The 21746-nt window shown below is 52.7% G+C and carries 19 protein-coding genes; 8 read left to right on the top strand and 11 right to left on the bottom strand.

Annotation, left to right across the window (positions count from 1 at the left end):
* Positions 1–18: 18 nt before the first annotated feature.
* The 3 genes from LF95_RS09045 to LF95_RS09055 form a co-directional block, all read right to left on the bottom strand.
* On the bottom strand, positions 19–1524 hold the full coding sequence (locus LF95_RS09045; RefSeq protein WP_073954626.1) for an aldehyde dehydrogenase: 1506 nt from the start codon (positions 1522–1524) through the stop codon (positions 19–21).
* A gap of 66 nt (positions 1525–1590) precedes the next feature.
* Positions 1591–2139, bottom strand: a complete 549-nt coding sequence (locus LF95_RS09050; protein ID WP_073954627.1) for a cupin domain-containing protein — start codon at positions 2137–2139, stop codon at positions 1591–1593.
* Between the two features lie 32 nt (positions 2140–2171).
* Positions 2172–3551 (bottom strand): glutamine synthetase family protein, encoded by a 1380-nt coding sequence (locus tag LF95_RS09055; protein ID WP_073954628.1) that lies wholly within the window; start codon positions 3549–3551, stop codon positions 2172–2174.
* A gap of 317 nt (positions 3552–3868) precedes the next feature.
* On the opposite strand from LF95_RS09055, the gene LF95_RS09060 reads away from it, so the two are divergent.
* From LF95_RS09060 to LF95_RS09070, 3 genes are all read left to right on the top strand, one after another.
* Complete coding sequence (locus tag LF95_RS09060) at positions 3869–5239, top strand: aspartate aminotransferase family protein (RefSeq protein WP_073954629.1); 1371 nt, start codon at positions 3869–3871, stop codon at positions 5237–5239.
* 143 nt (positions 5240–5382) lie between these two features.
* Positions 5383–6756, top strand: a complete 1374-nt coding sequence (locus LF95_RS09065; RefSeq protein WP_083607571.1) for an NAD(P)/FAD-dependent oxidoreductase — start codon at positions 5383–5385, stop codon at positions 6754–6756.
* A gap of 121 nt (positions 6757–6877) precedes the next feature.
* Positions 6878–7369, top strand: coding sequence for a group III truncated hemoglobin (locus LF95_RS09070; protein ID WP_073954630.1), 492 nt, complete (start codon positions 6878–6880; stop codon positions 7367–7369).
* A gap of 18 nt (positions 7370–7387) precedes the next feature.
* On the opposite strand, the gene LF95_RS09075 is transcribed toward LF95_RS09070, so the two are convergent.
* Positions 7388–8248 (bottom strand): LytTR family DNA-binding domain-containing protein, encoded by an 861-nt coding sequence (locus LF95_RS09075; protein ID WP_168173677.1) that lies wholly within the window; start codon positions 8246–8248, stop codon positions 7388–7390.
* Between the two features lie 81 nt (positions 8249–8329).
* On the opposite strand from LF95_RS09075, the gene LF95_RS09080 reads away from it, so the two are divergent.
* Both LF95_RS09080 and LF95_RS09085 read left to right on the top strand, forming a co-directional pair.
* The gene (locus tag LF95_RS09080; RefSeq protein ID WP_073954632.1) at positions 8330–8863 is read left to right on the top strand and encodes a DUF6622 family protein; all 534 of its coding nucleotides are present in this window, start codon (positions 8330–8332) and stop codon (positions 8861–8863) included.
* A gap of 80 nt (positions 8864–8943) precedes the next feature.
* Entirely contained in the window at positions 8944–9630 is a 687-nt protein-coding gene (locus tag LF95_RS09085; protein ID WP_073954633.1) for a cysteine hydrolase family protein, read from the top strand.
* Positions 9631–9671: 41 nt separating this feature from the next.
* On the opposite strand, the gene LF95_RS09090 is transcribed toward LF95_RS09085, so the two are convergent.
* The 5 genes from LF95_RS09090 to betI form a co-directional block, all read right to left on the bottom strand.
* Positions 9672–10985, bottom strand: coding sequence for an NAD(P)/FAD-dependent oxidoreductase (locus tag LF95_RS09090; protein ID WP_215905659.1), 1314 nt, complete (start codon positions 10983–10985; stop codon positions 9672–9674).
* A gap of 72 nt (positions 10986–11057) precedes the next feature.
* A complete protein-coding gene (locus tag LF95_RS09095; RefSeq protein WP_073954635.1) occupies positions 11058–12680 on the bottom strand; it encodes an L-serine ammonia-lyase, iron-sulfur-dependent, subunit alpha in 1623 nt (540 codons plus the stop codon).
* A gap of 159 nt (positions 12681–12839) precedes the next feature.
* Complete coding sequence (gene betA, locus LF95_RS09100; RefSeq protein ID WP_073954636.1) at positions 12840–14516, bottom strand: choline dehydrogenase; 1677 nt, start codon at positions 14514–14516, stop codon at positions 12840–12842.
* 90 nt (positions 14517–14606) lie between these two features.
* Positions 14607–16064 carry a betaine-aldehyde dehydrogenase gene (gene betB, locus LF95_RS09105; RefSeq protein WP_073954637.1) on the bottom strand — a complete coding sequence of 486 codons (1458 nt, stop codon included), beginning with the start codon at positions 16062–16064 and terminating at the stop codon, positions 14607–14609.
* 57 nt (positions 16065–16121) lie between these two features.
* The gene (gene betI / locus LF95_RS23535; protein WP_073954638.1) at positions 16122–16709 is read right to left on the bottom strand and encodes a transcriptional regulator BetI; all 588 of its coding nucleotides are present in this window, start codon (positions 16707–16709) and stop codon (positions 16122–16124) included.
* A 344-nt stretch (positions 16710–17053) separates the two neighbouring features.
* Here betI and LF95_RS09115 point away from each other — a divergent pair, with 344 nt between their 5' ends.
* From LF95_RS09115 to choV, 3 genes are all read left to right on the top strand, one after another.
* The gene (locus tag LF95_RS09115; RefSeq protein ID WP_073954639.1) at positions 17054–18016 is read left to right on the top strand and encodes a choline ABC transporter substrate-binding protein; all 963 of its coding nucleotides are present in this window, start codon (positions 17054–17056) and stop codon (positions 18014–18016) included.
* Between the two features lie 288 nt (positions 18017–18304).
* On the top strand, positions 18305–19153 hold the full coding sequence (choW, locus tag LF95_RS09120; RefSeq protein WP_073954640.1) for a choline ABC transporter permease subunit: 849 nt from the start codon (positions 18305–18307) through the stop codon (positions 19151–19153).
* A 2-nt stretch (positions 19154–19155) separates the two neighbouring features.
* Positions 19156–20358: a choline ABC transporter ATP-binding protein gene (gene choV / locus LF95_RS09125; protein ID WP_073954641.1), complete on the top strand. Its 1203-nt coding sequence runs from the start codon at positions 19156–19158 to the stop codon at positions 20356–20358.
* Positions 20359–20443: 85 nt separating this feature from the next.
* Here choV and moaD read toward each other — a convergent pair whose 3' ends face one another.
* Together moaD and LF95_RS09135 are read right to left on the bottom strand one after the other, a co-directional pair.
* Positions 20444–20701 (bottom strand): molybdopterin converting factor subunit 1, encoded by a 258-nt coding sequence (moaD, locus tag LF95_RS09130; protein WP_252509703.1) that lies wholly within the window; start codon positions 20699–20701, stop codon positions 20444–20446.
* 66 nt (positions 20702–20767) lie between these two features.
* A complete protein-coding gene (locus LF95_RS09135) occupies positions 20768–21712 on the bottom strand; it encodes a LysR family transcriptional regulator (RefSeq protein WP_073954642.1) in 945 nt (314 codons plus the stop codon).
* Positions 21713–21746: the final 34 nt, after the last annotated feature.

The raw sequence follows: 21746 nt of genomic DNA on the forward strand, positions 1-21746 counted from the left end.
ATCGCGCCCTTTCATATTTCAGGCGTCGCCCAGTGCAATCCAGGTCGACTTGATTTCACAATACTTGTCCAGTGCATGCAGCGACCGGTCACGACCGGTGCCAGACTGTTTATACCCGCCGAACGGCATGGTGATCGACCCGCCATCCCAGCAATTCACCCACACCAGGCCTGCGCGCAATTTACGGGCCGCCAGATGCGCCTTGTTAATGTCGCGTGTCCAAACTGCGGCTGCCAACCCATAGGGTGTATCATTCGCGGTTTTAACGGCTTCCTGCCAATCGGCAACAGAAATAACCGACAGCACCGGGCCAAAAATTTCCTCGCGCGCAATGGTCATGGCATTGGTCACACCGTCGAAAACAGTCGGTTCAATGTAATAACCACCACTTTCGGTGCGAACACGGTTACCGCCAAGGGAAACGGCCGCCCCTTCGGACTGACCTTTTTCAATGTAACCCAAAACACGGTTCATCTGGGTTTCATCAACAATCGCGCCCATTTCACTGTTGGGATCCAGCGGATCGCCCGGCTGCATGGCCTTACCCGCCGCAATCACCTTTTCGATGAATTCATCCTTGATTGACTCCTCCACAATCAGGCGCGACCCCGCCGTACAAACCTCGCCCTGGTTATAGAAAATACCACCGGCTGCCGCCTCGGCAGCGGCATCAAGGTCCGGGCAGTCTGCCAGAACAATATTCGGGCTTTTACCGCCGCATTCCAACCACACGCGCTTCATGTTCGACTGACCTGAATATTGCAGGAACAGCTTGCCCACTTCGCCCGACCCGGTGAACGTTATGCAATCAACATCTTCATGCAGGCCCAACGCCTTGCCTGCCGTTGGCCCAAAGCCCGGCACAACGTTCAACACACCTTCAGGAATGCCCGCCTCAACAGCGAGTTCCGCTACCCGCAAAGCCGTCAGGGATGATTGCTCTGCCGGTTTGAGAATGATGGAATTCCCCATCGCCAGTGCCGGGCCCAATTTCCAAACCGCCATCATCAGCGGGAAATTCCACGGCACCACAGCGGCAACCACGCCCAGCGGCTCGCGCGTGATCATACCAATCGAATGCGGGTCAGACGGCGAAATTTCGTCATAAATCTTGTCGATGGCTTCGGCGTACCAGCGAATGCACTTGTAGGACAAAGGAATATCATCCCGCACCGCAAGCGTGATCGGTTTGCCCATATCAAGGCTTTCCAGCAGGGCCAGTTCGGCGGCATGCTTTTCCATCAGGTCGGCAAATTTCATCATCACCGCCTTGCGCGTGCCCGGCGATGCTTCTGACCAACTGCCTTTTTCAAAAACGGCACGGGCCGCAGCAACCGCGCGGTCAACATCGGCACTGTCGCATTCGGCAATTTTCGTCAGAACCGATCCATCACGCGGGCTGATGCACTCAAAGGTCTTGCCCGAAAGCGCATCGACATACGCGCCATTGATAAATGCCTTATTGCGGAAATCAAGGCTGCTAGCCTGCGATTTTAAGGCATCAAAGCTTAAAGCTGTGCTCATGGGATAACTCCTTTGGCAGATCGGGCATGCTATTGTGCCCTACCTTGCTTACGCAAAATTATGAATTCAGTATGACGGTGGTGTTGCTGCACTCACCACTTCACATTCAACATCGCCGGCGTTGCGAAAACGATGCGGGATTTCAGCATTGAAATAATAGGCATCACCGGCACTTAACACCTGCGCCCGTTCACCGACGGTGACTTCCAGCTTGCCACGAACAACAACACCCGCTTCCTCGCCTTTTTGCACAATCAACTTGCTGCCGGTATCGCCACCAACCGGATAAATTTCATGCAGCACACGAAGCTGCCGGTCTTTTCGGGTTGCCCCGACCAGCCGCATCGACATGGTGCCGTCCGATAGCTCGACAAGATCATCCCGCTTGAAAAAGATCTCTTCGCCATTTTCGATGTCGATGGTGAAAAAATCGATCATCGATATCGGAATGCCCTGCAAAACCTTGGCCAGCGAATCAACTGACGGGCTGACCCGGTTTTGCTCGATAGTGGAAATGGTACTGTTTGTCACCCCGGCCCGCCGGGCGAGTTCACGTTGTGACAAACCGTACATATTCCGAATGGCTTTCAGACGGTCTCCAACCTTTTGGCTCATTTTATTTTTCCTGGCACCGGGCCTGGAAGCCATCAAACGGCATCCAGATACCAGCGATGTTCAAGCGGCGTGACCTCGGCAAAAAACTCGTCATATTCCGCGCGACGGCACACATCAAAAACCTCGACAAATTGTTCACCCAAATATTCGCGAACAATTTTGCCATTGGTAAAGTGATCCAGTGCCGAAATCATGCTGCGCGGCACAATCCGGCCGTTATGTTGCTCATATCCATTGCCTTCAACAGGCTCGCCGGGATCAATCCTGTTTTTAAGACCGTGATGAACACCCGCCAAAACACACGCCAGCACCAAATAGGGGTTGGCGTCCGCCCCGGAAACACGATGTTCCACCCGTGCGGCATTGGCATTGCCGGCCGGAACACGCAACGCAACCGTCCGGTTGTTTAATCCCCAGTTTGGCGACATCGGCGCATAGGCCTTGTTTTGGAACCGGCGATAGGAATTCGGGTTGGGGGCAAAAATTGCCATGCTTTCAAACATGGATGCCTGCAAACCGCCAATCGCATTCTTCAACAGGTCGGAAACTTCCTCATCGCCTTTCGGACTGAAAACATTATTGCCTTCCGCATCGCGCAGACTGACATGAATGTGCAGGCCATTCCCGGCCTGATCCGAATAGGGTTTCGCCATAAAGGTTGCTGTTACTTTGTGATCCCAGGCAATACCCTTGACAACACGTTTTAGCTGCATGGCATGGTCGGCGGCCTGCATCGGGTCGTTCACATGACCCAGATTGATTTCAAACTGCCCTGGGCCAGCTTCGGCAACAATCGTATCAGCCGGAATACCCTGACGGTTCAGTTCGCTAACCGAATCATGCAAAACACGGTCAAAATTCTCGATTTCCTGAAGCCCATACACCTGAATACCATCCGAGGCGTAACTGCCATCAAGTGGTGCAGGTGGAATGGGCCGCCCGGTTTCGTTCTGGTCTGCCAGATAAAACTCCAGTTCCAGCGCCACCGTCGGGAAATAACCATCGGCTGCCAAACGATCCACAACGCCTTGCAAGACATTGCGCGGATCAGCAAAAAACGGGTTTCCATCCAGATCATACAGCGACACCATCACCTGGGCGAGCGCCTGTTCCCCGTAAGGAACCCGATGGAGCGTCCCCGGAATGGGTTTGGCAACATTGTCACGGTCCCCACTGGACCATAACAGACCGGTTCCTTCCGGGTTATCCCCGGTAATATCGACGAGGCAGACCGAACCGGGCATGTTAATGCCCTCAGCATAGCTTTTGAGAAACTTGTTTTTCGTAACACGTTTGCCACGAAAAACCCCATTGATATCCGGGAGCAACAACTCAACCAGTTCGATATCGGGATTGGCTTCAAAAAAGCGTTGGGCTTCGGCCCTACCGTCTTCGACGAACGACTTGTTCATCGTCTAATACTCCCTGCACGGCTGTTCATTTGTGTCATAGCGCTGTCATCGTGCCGCGCCGCATCAAAACGGTCAAGCCCTCGATCACGATATCGTTCAATATATCGTTCAATTCACAATTTGACTTTATACCAATTTTACTCTCTCAAAACAGCCAACACCGCACTCTTCCCAAAAATAGTGGCCCAAATCGGCGCTCGATACCTCACAGATCTTTCAAAAATTATCTCTTGCAAAGGTGTTCAAAAAAACGAACACTCTTTTCAAACGTTCGACATTTCGGACAACAGGGACCTGTTACGTCGTCAGGAGCAGTCATGAATCAGCTTGAAAAAACCGCCTTTTGGCAAAACCTTGACCAGCAACATCACATTCATCCCTTTACCGATACCGCAGACCTGAACAAACGCGGTACCCGTGTTATCACCGGTGCGTCAGGTGTTTTCATCGAGGACAGCGAAGGTAAAAGGTACCTTGATGGCATGGCCGGACTTTGGTGTGTCAATATCGGCTATGGCCGCCGGGAACTTGCAGAAGCCGCCTACAAGCAAATGCTGCAACTGCCCTATTACAACAATTTCTTCCAGTGCGCCCACGAACCGGTCATCGAACTTTCCAGGGTTCTGGCGGAAATCACCCCTGCGCATATGAACCATGTTTTTTATGCCAATTCCGGGTCCGAAGCAAACGACACCGTTGTTCGCATGGTGCGCCAATACTGGAACCTGAAGGGCAAGGCTGAAAAAAACTATATCATCAGCCGTAAAAACGCCTATCACGGCTCCACCGTTGCCGGTGCGTCACTTGGGGGTATGGCCGGGATGCACGCCCAGGGCGGACCAATGCTGCCAAATGTCGTGCATATTGACCAACCCTACTGGTATGGCGAAGGCGGCGACCACAGCCCCGAAGAATTCGGTCTGCTTGCAGCACGCAAACTTGAAGAAAAAATCAAGGAACTGGGACCGGACAAAGTTGGAGCCTTTATCGGCGAACCAATCCAGGGTGCAGGCGGCGTGATCATCCCGCCATCAACCTACTGGCCGGAAATTCAGCGAATTTGCAAAGAACACGACATTCTGCTGATTGCCGACGAAGTCATTTGCGGCTTTGGCCGTACCGGCAACTGGTTCGGATCCGACACATTTGACATCAAACCGGACCTGATGCCAATGGCAAAAGGCATGTCATCAGGCTATTTGCCAATTTCCGCTGTGATGGTCGGTGATCGTGTGGCAGATGTTTTGATCAATGAATGCGGCGAATTCACCCACGGCTTTACCTATTCAGGACATCCGGCATCGGCAGCTGTGGCGCTGGAAAATATCCGCATCCTTCGCGATGAAAAGCTGATCGAACGGGTCCGCGATGATATTGGCCCGTACTTCCGCAAAAAGCTGGCAACACTGGAAGATCACCCGCTGGTTGGCGCCGTTGAAAGTGTTGGCCTGATCGCGGGCATGCCGCTGGTTGCCGATAAAAAGACCCGCAAGGGTTTTGACAAACCCGGAGCCGTTGGCACGATTTGCCGTGATTTCTGCGTTGAAAATGGCGTGATTATGCGGGCCTGTGGAGATCGCATGGTTCTGTCACCGCCTCTGGTCATTTCGCGCGATGAAGTGGATGAACTTGTTAAACGCGCCCGTGCGGCCTTTGATGCCACTGCTAAAAAAATTGGCGTGATGTAAGTTTCATCCAGACCTTTTTTCCGCTTTGCGATACGCCCGGCACGGCTCAGACTGTGGCGGGCGTTTCATTTGGCACTATCGCCATCTCGGTGCCCGCCTTCATAATGCGATCACCCTCGTAAACCGCCAACCAAGACCGGCACATGCCCCACACACATACTTTCCATTCCCTGAAACGTTTATACGAACCCGACGCCTATCATGCACCTACTCTGCCCAAAAGTTTCTGGGCCCAAAGTGTTGCCCCCCTGCCCGCCTGTCAAACCCTACCCGACAGCGGCAACATCACGGCAGAAATTGCGGTTATCGGTGCCGGATATACCGGCCTGTCGGCGGCCTTGAAACTGGCACAAGCCGGTCGCTCTGTTGTGGTACTTGACGCCGGACGCCCGGGATGGGGCGCGTCAGGACGCAATGGCGGATTTTGCTGCCTTGGCGGGTCAATGCTGTCATTACATGCACTGGCAAAACAGTTTGGCGAAGACGCAAGCCGTCAGTTTGCCCGCCATCAATTGGCGGCTATTGACCTGGCATCTCAGCGCATTGGCGAATGGGGCGCTGATGTTGACCGCCATTCGGATGGGGAAATGGTGCTGGCCCACAAAGCATCCCGCGTAAAAGGGCTGCATGAAGAAGCACAGGAACTGGCACATTTTGCAGGCATCCAGACCACGTTTCATACCAAAGAATCCCTTGATGAAATGGGCCTGCATGTCCACGGCGTCGCCGGTGGTTTACATGTCAAAGCGGGATTTGGCCTGCATCCCTACAAATATATTGCCGCACTGCATAAAGCCTGCCTCGCCGCAGGTGTTCAGATTTTTGAACAGGCCGAAATCGGCGCCATTACCGAAAATGCAACCGGGGTTACCCTACATAATCCACAGTGCAAAATAAGTGCGCAACAGGCCGTTATCGCAACAAACGGATATAGTGCTGAAAACATGCCACAGTGGCTGGCAGGTCGTTTATTGCCAGTGATTTCGGGCATATTGGTAACACGACCCTTAACCGATGGCGAACAGGCCGAACAGGGCTGGCAAAGCGATATGATGGCCTATGATACGCGCATTTTGCTGCATTATTTTCGCAAACTTCCCGACGGGCGTTTCATGTTTGGCGGTCGTGGTGGTTTGAGTGCCTCGCCCGAAGGTCAAATCAGGGCCCGCAAAGCCCTGGAAAAAGAGTTCCACAGCATGTTTCCCGCCTGGCAAAAAGTGGATATCACCCATCACTGGAATGGGCTGGTTTGCTTATCACAATCTCGCCGTCCCTTTGTCGGTCGTATTGACGGTTATCAACGGTTATGGGCATCACTGGGCTATCACGGCAACGGTGTTGCCCTTGCCAGCTATGCCGGTGAAATGCTGGCAGACCTGATGACCGACAAAACAAGCCAAAGCGATATTGGCCCCATCATGAGCATCCCGCCCAAAAAAATCCCGCTTCCGGGGTTACGCCGCCAATATCGCTGGCTGGCCTATGCCGCATACGGGTTTCAGGATGCGTTTCTGTAACAAATACCCCCCAGCCTTTGCGACAAAAAGTGACATATGTCATGTTTCAAAGGCTGGTTCGGCCCTATAAACGGACAGAAATTTACTGACTCCAGACGTTGCCAAAGACAGAAGCACATAAATGACCAACACCCACACCGAAGATGACGGCCTGTCACATCAGGAACGCCGCGAACGCGCAACACAAAAGATCATGGATGAAACCGGCATAGACCCGCAAATGATCCATGATGTTGTGCATGGCTTTTATGCCAAGGTCCGTGCGGACGCATTTTTGGGCCCCATCTTTGAAAGCAAAATTGAGGACTGGGATCATCATCTGAATAACATGTGCCAGTTTTGGTCATCGGTCGCACTGGCAAGCGGTGCCTATTATGGGCGTCCGATGCAAAAACATATGCCTCTGCCCCTCGACCGGCACCATTTTGATCGCTGGCTGGCCCTTTTTGCCGAAACATTATCGGAACTTTGCCCGCCAGAAGCTGCACGCCATTTTATGGAACGGGCCTTGCGCATCGCGCAAAGCCTTGAAGTCGGCATTGCTGCACATAATGGCGTTATCCTGGCAAAAGGTGAAAGATACGACCCGGTGTCGAAATGGCAGCCCGACTGACATCAGCCGACAACGCCATCAGGAAACACGTTCCTCGACAAATCCTGCACTGCGTATTTCCCCAAAACGGGACCGGCTGACAGGCAGCACCGTGCCATCATCCAGTTCGACAAACAAATTTCGACCCTTTGAAACAAGCCGGTGAATAGCCGAACGGGCAACCCAGTGCGAACGGTGAATTTGCACTCCGTCCGCCGCACCAAGTTCCTTCAGCGCATCGGAAAAACGCAACAGAACCAGCGTATGTCCCAATCGTGTATAAACTTCGACATAATGATCACTGGCCGAAAGACGGATAATTTCCTGTCCAAGTTCAGCGGGCAAACGGCGGACCAGGTCGGGTAAGTCAACTTCTGGTGCCGTTACAAAGGCGTTATCAGCATGTGCCTGCGGCGATGTACCAGTTGCTATTTGTCCGGCTGCAACATTCGTCCGACGGTTAACAATACCGACAATCGCGGCAATTGCCGTAACCGTGACAACAACACTGATAAACATATTTAACAGCGTTTCTGCAGTTGGCAATTTTTGATCAATAAGGGCGGTTAGTCCGGCGAGAGATACGAACACCAAAGGCGACGATAAAACGCCTGCCAACACGTAACGCGGCATGGTCGAAAACCGCAAACGCAGTATTCCAACCCAAACCAGGATGCCAAGAGAGGCAACACTTGCACTGACACCGGCAAACAACAGCCGCATCAAAAACAAAACAAGCATTTCAGAAAGGGCTGCGTGAATGGAAATATCATTCACCGCCCAAATAACCGATACCGCCCCAACAATTGCCAGGAAAGTCGGCGATTTTACCAGCTCGCGCCATCGACGAAGCGCGAATTGTACATCGGTCCCATTCGCGAAAGCCCCGGCTCTTTTCACGCAAAATTCCTTGTTGATCGCAAAGCTGGCACAAATATAGCCGCTCTTTCCTTTGCGCATCAAGTTAAGGGCCATTTCGCTGTGACAATATTTTCCATCATCGCCGGGACCCCAAGCTGGGTCTGGCTGCTTCTCGCCTTTATCCTTTATCGCGGCTTAAAGGCCACCAAACCCCGCACGACCTCGCTTTATGGACCGCTGATTATGCCGGTCATCATGTTTGCCATTTCACTGCAATCCCATACCACCCATCTTGCAATACCAAGCACAATTGATTTTCTGTGGCTTACCGCGCTAGGCGTTGGCGGGCTTGGTGGCGTACTGCTGGCGTCCCATACGGATATCCGCGTTGAAACAGGCCCCCCCGCCCGTATTCACATGCCGGGAAGCTGGGCCAGCTTGATTCTGATCTTGATGATTTTCCTGACCAAATACACTTTTGGCGTGATTGACGCCACACAACCCGAATTGGCAAGTGATCCCGGCATCGTACTGGCCCAGGCAGTGCTTGGCGGGTTGTTTAACGGTCTGTTTCTGGGCAGGGGCATTGGTATTTTCGTTTCTGCCAAAAAACGCCAACAGGAAATTTTACCCAATATAAAGAATAACGTATGATCATTGCCAAAAACAATACTGCACGGTAACGTCAACGCTGCGGTGTCTGAAATCAACCCGACCAAGGCGGAGAAAATACCATGTGGCCTGCCGTGCTTCTTGCTATTCTGTTGCTAGCCGGAATCATCGGCTACACCATCTACGGGTATCGCCGCCATCTTGAAAGCACGACGGGACAAAAAATCGACCTGAATGCGCGCCCCAACAGCGCCCTTCTGATTATTGACCTGCAGGAAGATTTTACCAAGGCAACAGGCAAGAATGCCTATGATCCTGTTCTTATCAAAAACGCCATCGCGGCCATCAACGACCTGGTAACGCTTGCCAATCAAAATGGTCATCCGGTTATTTCAGTGCGGCAGACCTTTTCCGGCTGGTATATGAACCTGCTGGTAAAGCTGCTGAACAACGGTCGCGGTGGCCCCAAATCAGACGGGCTGGATATTGATACCCGGCTGGATGGGGACATTGACCACGATATTGTCAAATCCTGTGCCGATGCCTTTCGCGAGCCAGAACTGGAAAAAGCCCTGGTCCAGCAAAAGGTCGGCAAACTGACAATTGTCGGGCTGGACGGAAATTATTGCGTTAACAGTACAATCAACGCGGCCCTAAACCGGGGATATGACGTATCATTCAGTGATGCGGCAACCCTGGCGATTAGTCCGGCCAATTGGCAAAAAGCAAAATCACACCTGCTGGCCCGCGGCGCACACGATATCACGTCTGGCAACGTTGCCGCCGGGCAATCTCGAAAAACGGCTTAGGAGTTAGGCGGTCCGTAACCGCCTAACCAACCAGCTGGTGATCAAAGACGGTCACGCAATGCATACCATGTCATTGCCAGAACCAGTAGCGGGTAACGCAGGCTTTTCCCACCCGGAAAACGGGGCACGGGCACATTCGCCATCACGTCGAACCGTTCCATCGTGCCTGATACAGCCTCGGCCATAATCTGCCCGGCCAGCGTTGCCATTGCCACGCCATGACCAGAATATCCACTTGCCGAAAAAACCTTTGGTTCAACCCGACGGAAATACGGCATCCGGTTCATGGTAATCGCAAGCGTGCCGCCCCAGCCATAATCAATGCGCGCATCACGCAATTGCGGATACACTTCCAGCATATAGGGCTTAACGAAACTTTTGATGTCTTTGGGGAAATGATAGCTATAGGTTTCGCCACCGCCAAAAAGCATTCTGTTATCGGCACTTAACCGATAATAGTTAATCACGAACTTTGAATCGGCCACCGCAACATCATCACGAATCAATTCCCGCGCCAGGTCATCACCCAGCGGTTCAGTCGCGATGATAAAGTTATTAATGGGCATCACCCGGCGCGCGACCCGATCATCCAAACCATCAAGATAGCCGTTACATCCCAAGATAAGTATTTGTCCGGTAACGTCAGGCCCACCCTTCACTTTTACAGTTACATTTTCGCCAGTGGAGTATTCGGTCACAATCGCATTTTCATAGATCCGCACACCGGCCTGGCGCGCCGCCACCGCCAAACCAAGGGCAAAGTTTAACGGATGCAGGTGCCCGGCCCCCATATCCAGCGATCCGCCATGATAAAATTCAGACCCCACCATCTCGCGCATTTCATCGCGGTTAATATTGCGAATCTGTTCATAGCCATATTCGTCGCGCAATTTGTCGACATATTCATGGGTGCCCTTTACAAACCGTTCCCGATGATCAGCATGTAAAATACCCGGCTTCCAGTCACAGTTTATGCCGTGCTTTTTAATCAGGCTTTTAACGATGCCCTTGGATTGCTCGGCGATGTCCCACAATTTGCGGGCATCATCCGCGCCCAACATTTTTTCAAGTTCATCCTGTTCACGCCGCTGACCGGACCCGACCTGCCCGCCATTGCGCCCAGACGCCCCCCAACCCACCTTGTGGGCTTCGAGCAACACCACATCATACCCCTGTTCTGCCAGGTGCAATGCCGACGATAACCCGGTAAACCCGCCGCCAATCACCACGACATCACAGGTGACATCCCCATCAAACGTATCGAAACCATAAACCGGGTGGGCCGACGCGGCATAATAGGAATTCGGATAGGTGCCGGTCTTGTCATTTGCAGTCAGAAAATTGGGGGTAAACACAATATACCTCGGTGTTATGAACTGGTCCAAAGTGTGCGCCATTCATAGCAAAAGGCCAAGAGGTCAGATCAATTATTTGTTCTGTAACCGCAGGTTAGCGGTTAGTTCCTCAACCATTTTTTGCGCTGTTTTGGTCGCAGCGCAGCCTCCGCGTGCCGTGCAGCGTAAATCCGGGTGCATCAGGTTGCCAATTTTAACAGTTTGATCCACCAGTTCGTCAAATCCCAACACAGCATCAAAACCGGCCATCACCGCCATTGCCGATGAATAGGCATGTGAAACACCCGCCACATTGCGGGCATGACAGGGAATTTCAACATCCCCGCCAACCGGGTCACATACCAAACCCAGCGTATTCATCAGGCACATGCTGGCCGCATCAAAACACTGCGTTGCATTACCTCCAAAGGCCTGTACAACCCCGGCCGCCGCCATTGCCGCCGATGCACCGGTTTCCACCGAGCACCCACCACATTCAGCCGCAAAGGTTCCCCTTGCAGCAAAAACGGCTCCAATCAGGGCCATGACCTGCAGGGCATCGGCCACACCTTGCATATCAATACCATGTCGCACCAGCGCATATAGCGTACCGGGCACAACACCGGCACTGCCCGCCGTCGGAGCGGCAACCACCAATCCCCGGTTGGAATCCCGTTCCATTGCGGCAAGGGCACCGGCAATTGCATCCTGCAACACCGCTCCGCCCAACCCGGCAGGCAGGTTTGCATCTCGTACATTGCGGGCGCGCAAGGTTAAAAAGCGCATCACGTTGTCTTCCTCGCGGGCATTAAAGCCGTCTTCAACAACCCGCAACATCAGTTCAGCACGTTCCATAAATAGCTGGCGTGTCGCGTCACGCGACAATCCCAGCCTTTTTGATTCCAGGCTTAGGGCCGTCTGCGCCAATGATCCGTTATGGGATAAAACCTGGTTTAAAACGCCGTCCGTTGTTGAAAACAGATCATCCGTCGCACATACCGGATATTGCGCCGCGTCGGCAACCAACACCTGGGAAACACCTGGCAATACCTCTATTTTCGCTAGAACGTTCGGGCTTGGAACAGACTGCAACGCCACCTCGATCCGGTCCAATATTTGATCGTCAGCATTCCCAATGCTGGCACGTTCCAATCCCAGCAAGCGGCTATCTGTCGCAACGATCCGCGTTAGATCAGCCTCAATCGCGTTTGCATCATTGGCATACACAAAGATGACTGCCGTTTTACCGGTCAGATAGACATCTTCGCCATTCATGCGGTCGATATAAAACATACCGCCCCCAATCGAGGCTCCCTGATATATATCCGTCCGCAGGCGACCATCCCTTTCCCGCACCGACAGAGCCATATCAACGCGGTTGGGGTGGTTGTTTCGCTCCAGTTCTGTGACCGTGACAGAAAAGGCAAAGCCCTGACCGTTGGAAAGGCAACCTAAAACAGCCCGAAAGTCCGGGTCTGTCAGTGCCACACCGGCAAGACCGGCGGCAAAATTCTCATCGGTGCTTTGCGCCTTGTAAACCGGCGCAAACGATCCGCGCGGGTCAAACCGGATGTCGGCCTGCTCAATCACCTCGCCTTGCGATGTAGATAAGGCCCGCGCGAGACGCCCCAACATATAAGGTGCTGCACAATGAGAACTCGACGGCCCTCGCATCACCGGGCCCACAACAGAATTCAACAGGCTTATTTCCTGCATGGTCCCTCTCCGGTTTCCAATTGCATAAAATATCCGTCATCATTGCGGCAAACCTGAAAAAACGCAATGTGGCCTTTGAAACCTGCAATCCGTGAAAAAATAAAAAGGCCGAAAGCCCATTTCAGGCTTCCGGCCATTCAAAACTCAATAAACCGTCATCTATCGCTGGCGCGTTTCCCATTCGGGATGAACCCAGAACGATGCGTCTGACGGCGGCAAAGCCTGCCCACGAATAATATCGGCCGCCTTTTCACCAATCATAACGGTCGGTGCGTTCAAATTACCCGATGCAATGGCAGGCATGATCGAACTATCGACAACACGCAAGCCTTCAATACCGTGCACACGGGTCTCCCCATCCACAACCGACATATCATCACTGCCCATTTTGCACGAACAGGACGGATGATAGGCACTCTCGGCATGCTGCGCGACCCAGGCATCAATTTCGGCGTCGGTTTGCACATCCTTGCCTGGGGCAATTTCACCACCACGCAAATCCTTAAACGCATCCTGGGCGAAAATTTCGCGGGTCAGGCGCACCGACGCCCGCATTTCTTCCCAGTCTTCCGGGTGGCTCATATAGTTCGGATCTACAATCGGGCGGTCCGCCGGGTTGGAGGACGCCAACCGCACCGTCCCCCGTGATTTGGAGCGCATCGGTCCAACATGGGCCTGAAAACCATCATTTTCCGCCGCACCCGAACCATTATAGTTAATGGCTGCCGGCAGGAAATGGTATTGAATGTCAGGATGCTGCACCCCGGCACGTGACCGAATAAAACCACCGGCTTCAAAATGATTGGTTGCGCCAAGGCCCGTTTTAAACAGATACCATTCCAAACCGACCTTCAATTTTCCCCACGGGTTAAGCACGCGATGCAGGCTGATCGGCTGGGTACATTCCTGCTGAACATACAGTTCAAGATGGTCCTGCAAATTCTCGCCCACTCCCGGCAGGTCCTGAACAACCGGAATATCGTGCTCTTGCAAATGCGCCGCCGGACCAATACCCGAAAGCATCAACAGTTTTGGCGAATTGATTGATCCACCCGATACAATCACTTCACGATCCACCATTGCCTGTTTGACACCGCCTTTATGCTGATATTCCAGCCCAATTGCCCGCTTGCCATCAAACAGAATACGCAGGGCAAGGGCCTTGTCATGTACGGTAAGGTTGGGACGCTTCATTGCCGGGCGCAAATAGGCGCGGCTGGTGGACCAGCGGCGGCCTTTATACACCGTCATATCCATCGTCCCGACACCTTCCTGGCAATAGCCATTCTGGTCCGGCGTTACCGGATACCCCGCCTGCTCGCCCGCCTTGATCCAGGCTTTATAAAGCGGGTTCTTGCAGGCACCGGTGGTCACATGCAACGGCCCTTCGCCGCCGTGATAATCATCACCTGCCTTATCCTCGTTACGGGTATTGGCCCGGCGGAAATACGGCAGGCAATTGGCATAATCCCAATGGGCCAGGGCCGGGTCACTTGCCCAGCCATTATAATCCAGCGCATGTCCTCGCACATAAACCATGCCGTTAATTGAACTGGACCCGCCATAAACCCGGCCACGCGGCGTTTCCATGCGGCGATTATTCAGGTTCTTTTGCGGTGTCGTCCAATAGGCCCAGTTATAGCGCTCTGACTGCATGGGATAGGACAAGGCGGTTGGCATATGAATGCGCCAGTCCCACAAATGGTCCACCGGTCCTGCTTCAATCACCAGGACATTAACAGTGCGGTCTTCCGTCAAACGATTGGCCAGAACTGCCCCGGCAGACCCGGAACCGACAATCACATAATCATAGGTATCGCTGGCTGATGGTTTCATTTTTTAACCTCAGAAGCTTGTATCAACGTAAGTATGATGAATTTTACCGCTGGTGCGCCCCATCACCGGGCGCACGCAAGCGGTTAGCCGTCAATATGGCCGCTCTACATCACCGGTTTCGACATAAACCGATTTCACACGGGTATAGTGCTCAATGGCGGCACGACTGTTTTCCCGCCCGACACCCGATTTCTTCACCCCGCCAAACGGCATTTCGATAGGCGTGATGTTATAGGTATTGATCCAGCAGGTTCCGGCCTCAAGCTCGGCCACAACGCGATGTCCGCGCGAAAGATCGCGCGTAAATACACCAGCTGCCAAACCATATTCCGTCGCATTAGCGCGGCGAATGGCCTCTTCCTCGGTTTTAAAAGTCAAAACCGACATAACCGGGCCAAAAATTTCTTCGCGCACAATGGTCATATCGTCGCGACAATCGGCAAAAACAGTCGGCGCAACGAACAATCCCCCTTCGGGCGTGCCTTCCGTTACGGCATGACCACCAAGAACAACTGTCGCCCCTTCTTTTTTGCCAAGTTCGATATAGGACATGACCTTGTCAAACTGTCCCTTGGTCACAATCGGACCGACCTGGGTTTCAGGGTTTTCCGGGTCGCCCAAAACCAGGTCTTTGCTGCGTTCTACCAGCTTGGCCAAAAACGCATCTTTGACCGATTCATGGACAAAAACCCGCGTTCCGTTGGAACAAATCTGCCCTGAGGAATAAAAATTCGCCATCTGTGCGCCAGATACCGCGTTATCCAGATCGGCATCTTCAAACACGATCATCGGCGATTTACCGCCCAGTTCCATTGTCACGGATTTCATACCGCCAGCGGCAACCGATGCCACCTTGGCCCCCGTTTCGGCGGAACCCGTTAGCGAAACTTTATCCACCCCGGGATGTTCAACCAGCGACGCACCGCATTCGCGCGCGCCCTGCACCACATTATAAACGCCATCTGGCAGGCCAGCTTCCTGCAATGCCTGGGCCACGGCAATCGCCGAAAGCGGTGTCACTTCAGATGGTTTGTAAACAACCGCATTGCCACAGGCCAGGGCCGGTGCTGCCTTCCAACTTGCAATCTGGATCGGATAATTCCAGGCCCCAATTGCAGCACAAACCCCAACCGGCTCTCGGCGCGTATAGGCAAAATTACCAGAAAGATCGATATGCTCGCCCGTAATGTTGCCTGCCACACCGGCGAAATATTCAAAGCATTCGACGGCGGAAACAACATCTACGATTTCCGTTTCCTGAATGGCTCGGCCGGTATCGCGGGTTTCAAGCAGGGCCAGTTCGTCATTGCGCTCACGCAAAATCTGCGCGGCCCGAAACAGCACGCGGGCGCGTTCAGCCAACGGCGTTGCCTTCCAAATTGCCAGGCCCTTGCGCGCGGCCTTGACTGCAGCATCCACATCTGCAGCCGTGCTTTCATTACCCGATGCCAATACCTTGTTGGTCGCCGGGTTCAGCGTCACCATTTCTGCACCGCTGCCCTTTTGCAACTTTCCATCGATGAAATTGCTGATTTGATAAAGGTTCATCTCATAACTCCTATTAGCGCCGCACATATCGGGGCGCTCAAAATTTCGCAAAAATGATTATGCCGCCGCCGCATTCAGGCGAAGGCGCAGGGTCTCAAGCACCATTTTACGTGCCGCACCCACATCAGCCTGCCCCGGCGAAAGCCCCGAACGCACCCAGATGCCGTCAATCATGGCGGCAATAACCTCGGCAATCTCGTCGGCTTTCTGGTCACTGGTTAGAGTGCGCAATTCGTGGCGCAAATTGGATGCAAGCCTGCGAAAATAAACGGTATTCAACCGCCGTAATGCGTCAGAAAACGGTACTTGCGCCCAAAAGGACAACCACGCCACAGTCACCTGCGGCGTAAACTGTTCCTCGTTGAAATTGGTATTCACAATGGCCTCCAAACGCTCCATTGGCGTATGGCACTGTGATACCCGCTTCAAAAAATCAGCGCGTAATTCCTGCATCAGAGACAACATAGTGGCCTCGAGCAGGGCATTCTTGCCGCCGAAATAATGCGAAATAATTCCAGACGACATTCCCGCAGCACCGGCAATCCGGCTGATGGTTGCATCGGCAAAACCAAACTGGTGAATGGTCGCAATCGTCGCATCGATAAGTTGCCTGCGGCGTACAGGCTGCATTCCAACCTTGGGCATTCTGGTATCCAAAACTTGCGATCCGAAGCATCAAAAACACGCCTTGGCTGTTTTTTCCTCTTCGCAATTGACCTAGAGAGAATATGATGTATTTTAATTGAACATTCAATCAATAAAAACAGGTGAGGCCGCCACCAACTTCCGCAAGGCGGAATTCTGCGTGTTTTTGGCTAGATGGCACACCTGTTTGAATTAATTCCGGCCTGCAACAGGGTGTTTGTTGCAGTTCTGGACGAGTATTGGCGCACAGACCGTTGATGTTCGTCTGGCTTTCCGGAACCGAAAGTCTGTTGCCACGTTTGGCTTCAGTATCCGTAAGGTCCATACAAGGGAGAACCAGAAACATGACTTGTCGTAAATCCATTACCCGCCTTATGTGCAGCACCATGATTGCCGGTGCCGCCATTCTGGGTGCCACCACAGCCCAGGCAGAAGTCTCTGACGCATGTAAAACTGTTACCTTCTCTGACGTAGGCTGGACTGACATCACCTCAACCACTGCAACAGCATCGGTTGTTCTAAATGCACTGGGTTACAAAACCGAAACCGAACTGCTTTCCGTTCCCGTGACCTATACCAGCCTGAAAAATGGTGATGTTGACGTGTTTCTTGGCAACTGGATGCCAACCATGTCTGCAGACATCAAACCCTATCTCGAAGATGGCTCGGTTGAGAAACTCAAAGCCAATCTTGAAGGTGCGAAATATACCCTCGCCGTTAGCAAGGCTGCTTATGATGCTGGCCTGAAGAGCTTTCAGGACATTGCCAAATTCAAAGACGAACTTGACGGAAAAATCTATGGCATCGAACCAGGCAATGACGGCAATCGTCTGATCCAGGGCATGATCGACCAAGATCAGTTTGGTCTTGGTGACTTTGAATTGGTCGAATCCTCCGAACAGGGCATGCTCGCACAGGTAAAACGCAAAACGTCGCGCGATAAGTTTATCGTCTTCCTTGGCTGGGAACCGCACCCGATGAATGCCAAATACGACATGAAATATCTTGATGGCGGCGATGACATCTTCGGCCCGAATTACGGTGGCGCAACCATTTATACCAATGTGCGCAAGGGGTATCTTAATGAATGCCCGAACGCTGGAAAATTCATCGACAATCTGAAATTCTCTCTGGATATGGAAAACCAGATCATGGATTCCATCCTCAATAAAAACGAACAGCCGCAAAAAGCCGCAACTGCCTGGATCAAGGCAAATCCCGATGCGGTTTACACCTGGCTGGATGGTGTAACCACCGTTGATGGCGGCGATGCAAAAGCCGCCGTTAAAGAAAAATTCGGCTTCTAATCGCCGATACATTCTGATCATCGATCCCCTGCCCCGGTTTTCCGCGGGCAGGGCGAGCGTCCAAAGCGCCGGAAAAAGCAATATCTGCCGCCTCTGGTGCCAAGACTATAGAACGTTCTTCTTCTAACAGGATTAATTTTGTCCACTAATCTGCGGCTGCTTTCATAAAGCATATGGCAGCGCCAGGGTAACACTAGCCAAACACCTGTCAAAACCGGACAAAACTGATCTTGTTCTAAAAAGAACGTTCTGGAATACACATTCATTCATATTGCTGGAAATTATCTCATGGAATGGCTCACGGAAATCAAGATTCCGCTGGGGAGCTGGATCGCATCCCTGATGGACGCCCTGAATGCTCATGCCGACTTTGTTTTTTATGCCATCTCGGATGCACTGGGTTTCATCATCGACCACACCGTCGATGCACTGGTATGGTTACATCCACTTGTCATTATCGCATTCTTCGCCGGTTTGGCGATCTGGCTGCACAGATCCTGGAAACTGACAGCCTTTACCGTGCTGTCATTGTTGCTGGTTGTCAATCTTGGCTATTGGGAAGCCACCATGGAAACACTGGCGATGGTGTTTTACGCCACCCTGATCTGTATGGTGATTGGCGTTCCCCTTGGCGTGGCTTCGGCCCATCGTCCCTGGCTATATCAGGCCCTGCGCCCGATCCTGGATCTGATGCAGACAATCCCGACATTCGTATATCTGATTCCCACCCTGATCCTGTTTGGCCTGGGTGTGGTGCCCGGTTTGATTTCAACCGTGATTTTTTCCATCGCGGCACCGGTGCGTCTAACCCAGCTTGGCATTGCCTCCACCCCCAAGGCCCTTATCGAGGCCGGGCAAAGTTTTGGCTGCACCCCGCGCCAGTTGCTGTTCAAGGTTGAACTGCCTTCTGCGATGCCGTCCATCATGGCAGGCCTGACGCAATGTATCATGCTCTCGCTTTCGATGGTGGTGATTTCAGCGCTTGTTGGGGCGGATGGCCTGGGCAAACCGGTTGTACGCGCACTTAACACCGTTAACATTGCACAGGGCTTTGAAGCAGGCCTGGCCATCGTCATCCTGGCAATCGTACTGGACCGCATTTGCCGCCGCGACAACAACGAAAAAACGGGGCAGTAATCATGACCAACGCCGTTGAATTCGACAATATCGACGTCATTTTTGGCGACCGCCAGCAAGAGGCCCTCGCCCTGCTCGATCAGGGAAAGAACCGGTCGCAAATCCAGGAGGCCACCAACAATGTGCTGGGCGTTGCCGATGTCAGCTTTAATGTTCCCCAAGGCGAAATCTGCGTCCTGATGGGGCTTTCAGGCTCAGGCAAATCTTCACTTTTGCGCTGTGTAAATGGGCTGAACAAAGTATCGCGCGGGTCGTTGCGGGTACGACATGGCGATGGCGACCAGGTTACGGATGTCACCAGTTGCGATGCCCAAACCCTGCGCACCCTGCGCCGCGAACATGTGGCAATGGTATTTCAGCAGTTCGCCCTGCTGCCTTGGCGAACCGTTGCCGAAAATGTCGGTTTCGGACTGGAGCTGCGCGGCTTGAGCGCAAAACAGCGCCACGAAATCGTTCAGGAAAAACTGGCTCTTGTCGGGCTCGATGAATGGGCATCAAAATATGCCCATGAACTTTCAGGTGGCATGCAGCAGCGCGTTGGCCTCGCCCGTGCGTTTGCCACCGATGCCCCCATTCTTCTGATGGACGAACCGTTTTCAGCCCTTGATCCGCTTATTCGCAATCGCTTGCAGGATGAACTGCTTGACCTGCAGGAAAAGCTGAACAAAACCATCCTGTTTGTTAGCCACGACCTGGATGAAGCCATGAAACTGGGCAATTCAATTGCCATCATGGAAGGCGGATATGTGGTACAGCATGGCACACCGGAAGATATCGCGCTGCGCCCGGCAAATGATTATGTTGCGGACTTTGTCGCGCACATGAACCCGGTAAATATTCTGCGTGGCCGGGCGATCATGCAGCGTGCAACACGCGACATGCGCAATGGGTCTGGAGAATTCGCCATCGAGGATGAGGACATCAAACTTTTCATCGAAAACGGCGTGGTCAAATCCGCTCAAAATGGCGAACAGCAGGAACTCAAACTTGTTCCTTATGACGGCACCGTACCGGATCATCTTGATCCGACCAACAATTCGATCATTTTTGTTGCCGAGGATGATGTTCTTCTCAAAAATCTGATCGAAATTCGAGAAATCACGCAAAATCCGGTGATCCTGACCCGCGAAAACCGCATTTCAGGCACCTTGGGCCGTCGTGAATTTTTCGCAAGCCTGACGCAAACCGCATCTGTGGCCGATTAACACGTCGGCATAGGTTTTTGCAAAAGGCGGCCTGCTTTACCCGGGCCGCCTTTTTCTATTTTCCAAGTCCCACAAAAACGTTAACTCATCCGCCGGTAACAGGTGGAAACAGGGCAATTTCGCGTGCTTCCCCAATCACGTCATCGGCATGGGCAAATTCCTGATCCAGGGCGACACGCACCAATGCAGGATCATTCAGTGCCGCAGCATAATTTTCGCCCTGTGTCGGCATCCATGCCAACAGGTCCGCAACAGTGCCAATATCGGCGGGCACATCAAGCGTTTCTTCGGCTTTCCCGATCCGATCCTTGACCCATGCAAAATACACAAACTTCATCTTCATTCCGATTTAATTCCAAGGTTCCTTATATGCTTGCGCAATGCCAAGCATCAGGCAAGGGACAAAACCTTAGGAATAGATAAAATATCCGCCCGGTGCAGCTGACAGACGTGACGTTAAATTATCGATGAAAAAACGTTCTGCCCGGCCAAGCGACATGCGCGGATTGGTCACAAGATAAATATCAATCGCGGGTGGGGCCTCATACGGGGGCAATTGCCACAACACACCGCGATCACGAGCACTTTTGACCACATGAATCGGCAGCGGACCAATGCCCAGCCCGGCATTGATCAACCGGCGGACCTCCTCCAGATGTGGGCTGGTGGCAATGACCTTTCCCTTCATCCCTTCGCGCGCGCGCAAAACGGCAACAGGTGCTAGCGCATCCGATAACTGATCGGTGGAAAAGGACACAAAGGCTTCATGGCGCAAATCCGCCAATGTCACGTCCTTACGGCCAAAAAGGTGGTGTGTTGGTCCACAAAAAAATCCGAAATGCTCCCGATAGAGCCTGCGGTAATCAAGACGCGGATGTTGTTCGTTCACCAGGCATATGCCGAAACTGGCCTGCTGCGATAAAACCTGGCTCACAACATGGGCCGATGTCGCGACATTAATTTCATATGTCACATGTGGATGCTGGCGATTAAATTCAAACAGGGCTTCATCCAATGGCGGGAACACAACGTGGCTTGCCATCCATAAATGCAAATGCCCCGTCAATTGACTGCCACTATCCTGCATCACATCGGATAATCGCCCGATTGCCCCGCAAATTTCACGACATTCATGATAAAGCGCCAGCCCCTGTTCCGTCACTTCAAACCGGCCCCGTTCACGGTCTATCAGGCGTGCGCCAATCTGGTCTTCCAAACGTTTCAGGGCATTGCTGACGCTGGGCTGACGCAACAATAACCTGTTTGCCGCCCCGGTGATGGAACGTTCCTCCACAATCACCGTGAAAGTATGCAGCAAATTCCAGTCAAACCTGCGCTTGGAAATATCGTCCATAGCCACCTCATAGCCATTTGCTATGAGTTATATT

It is taken from the genome of Thalassospira sp. TSL5-1, from assembly GCF_001907695.1.
Taxonomy (GTDB): domain Bacteria; phylum Pseudomonadota; class Alphaproteobacteria; order Rhodospirillales; family Thalassospiraceae; genus Thalassospira.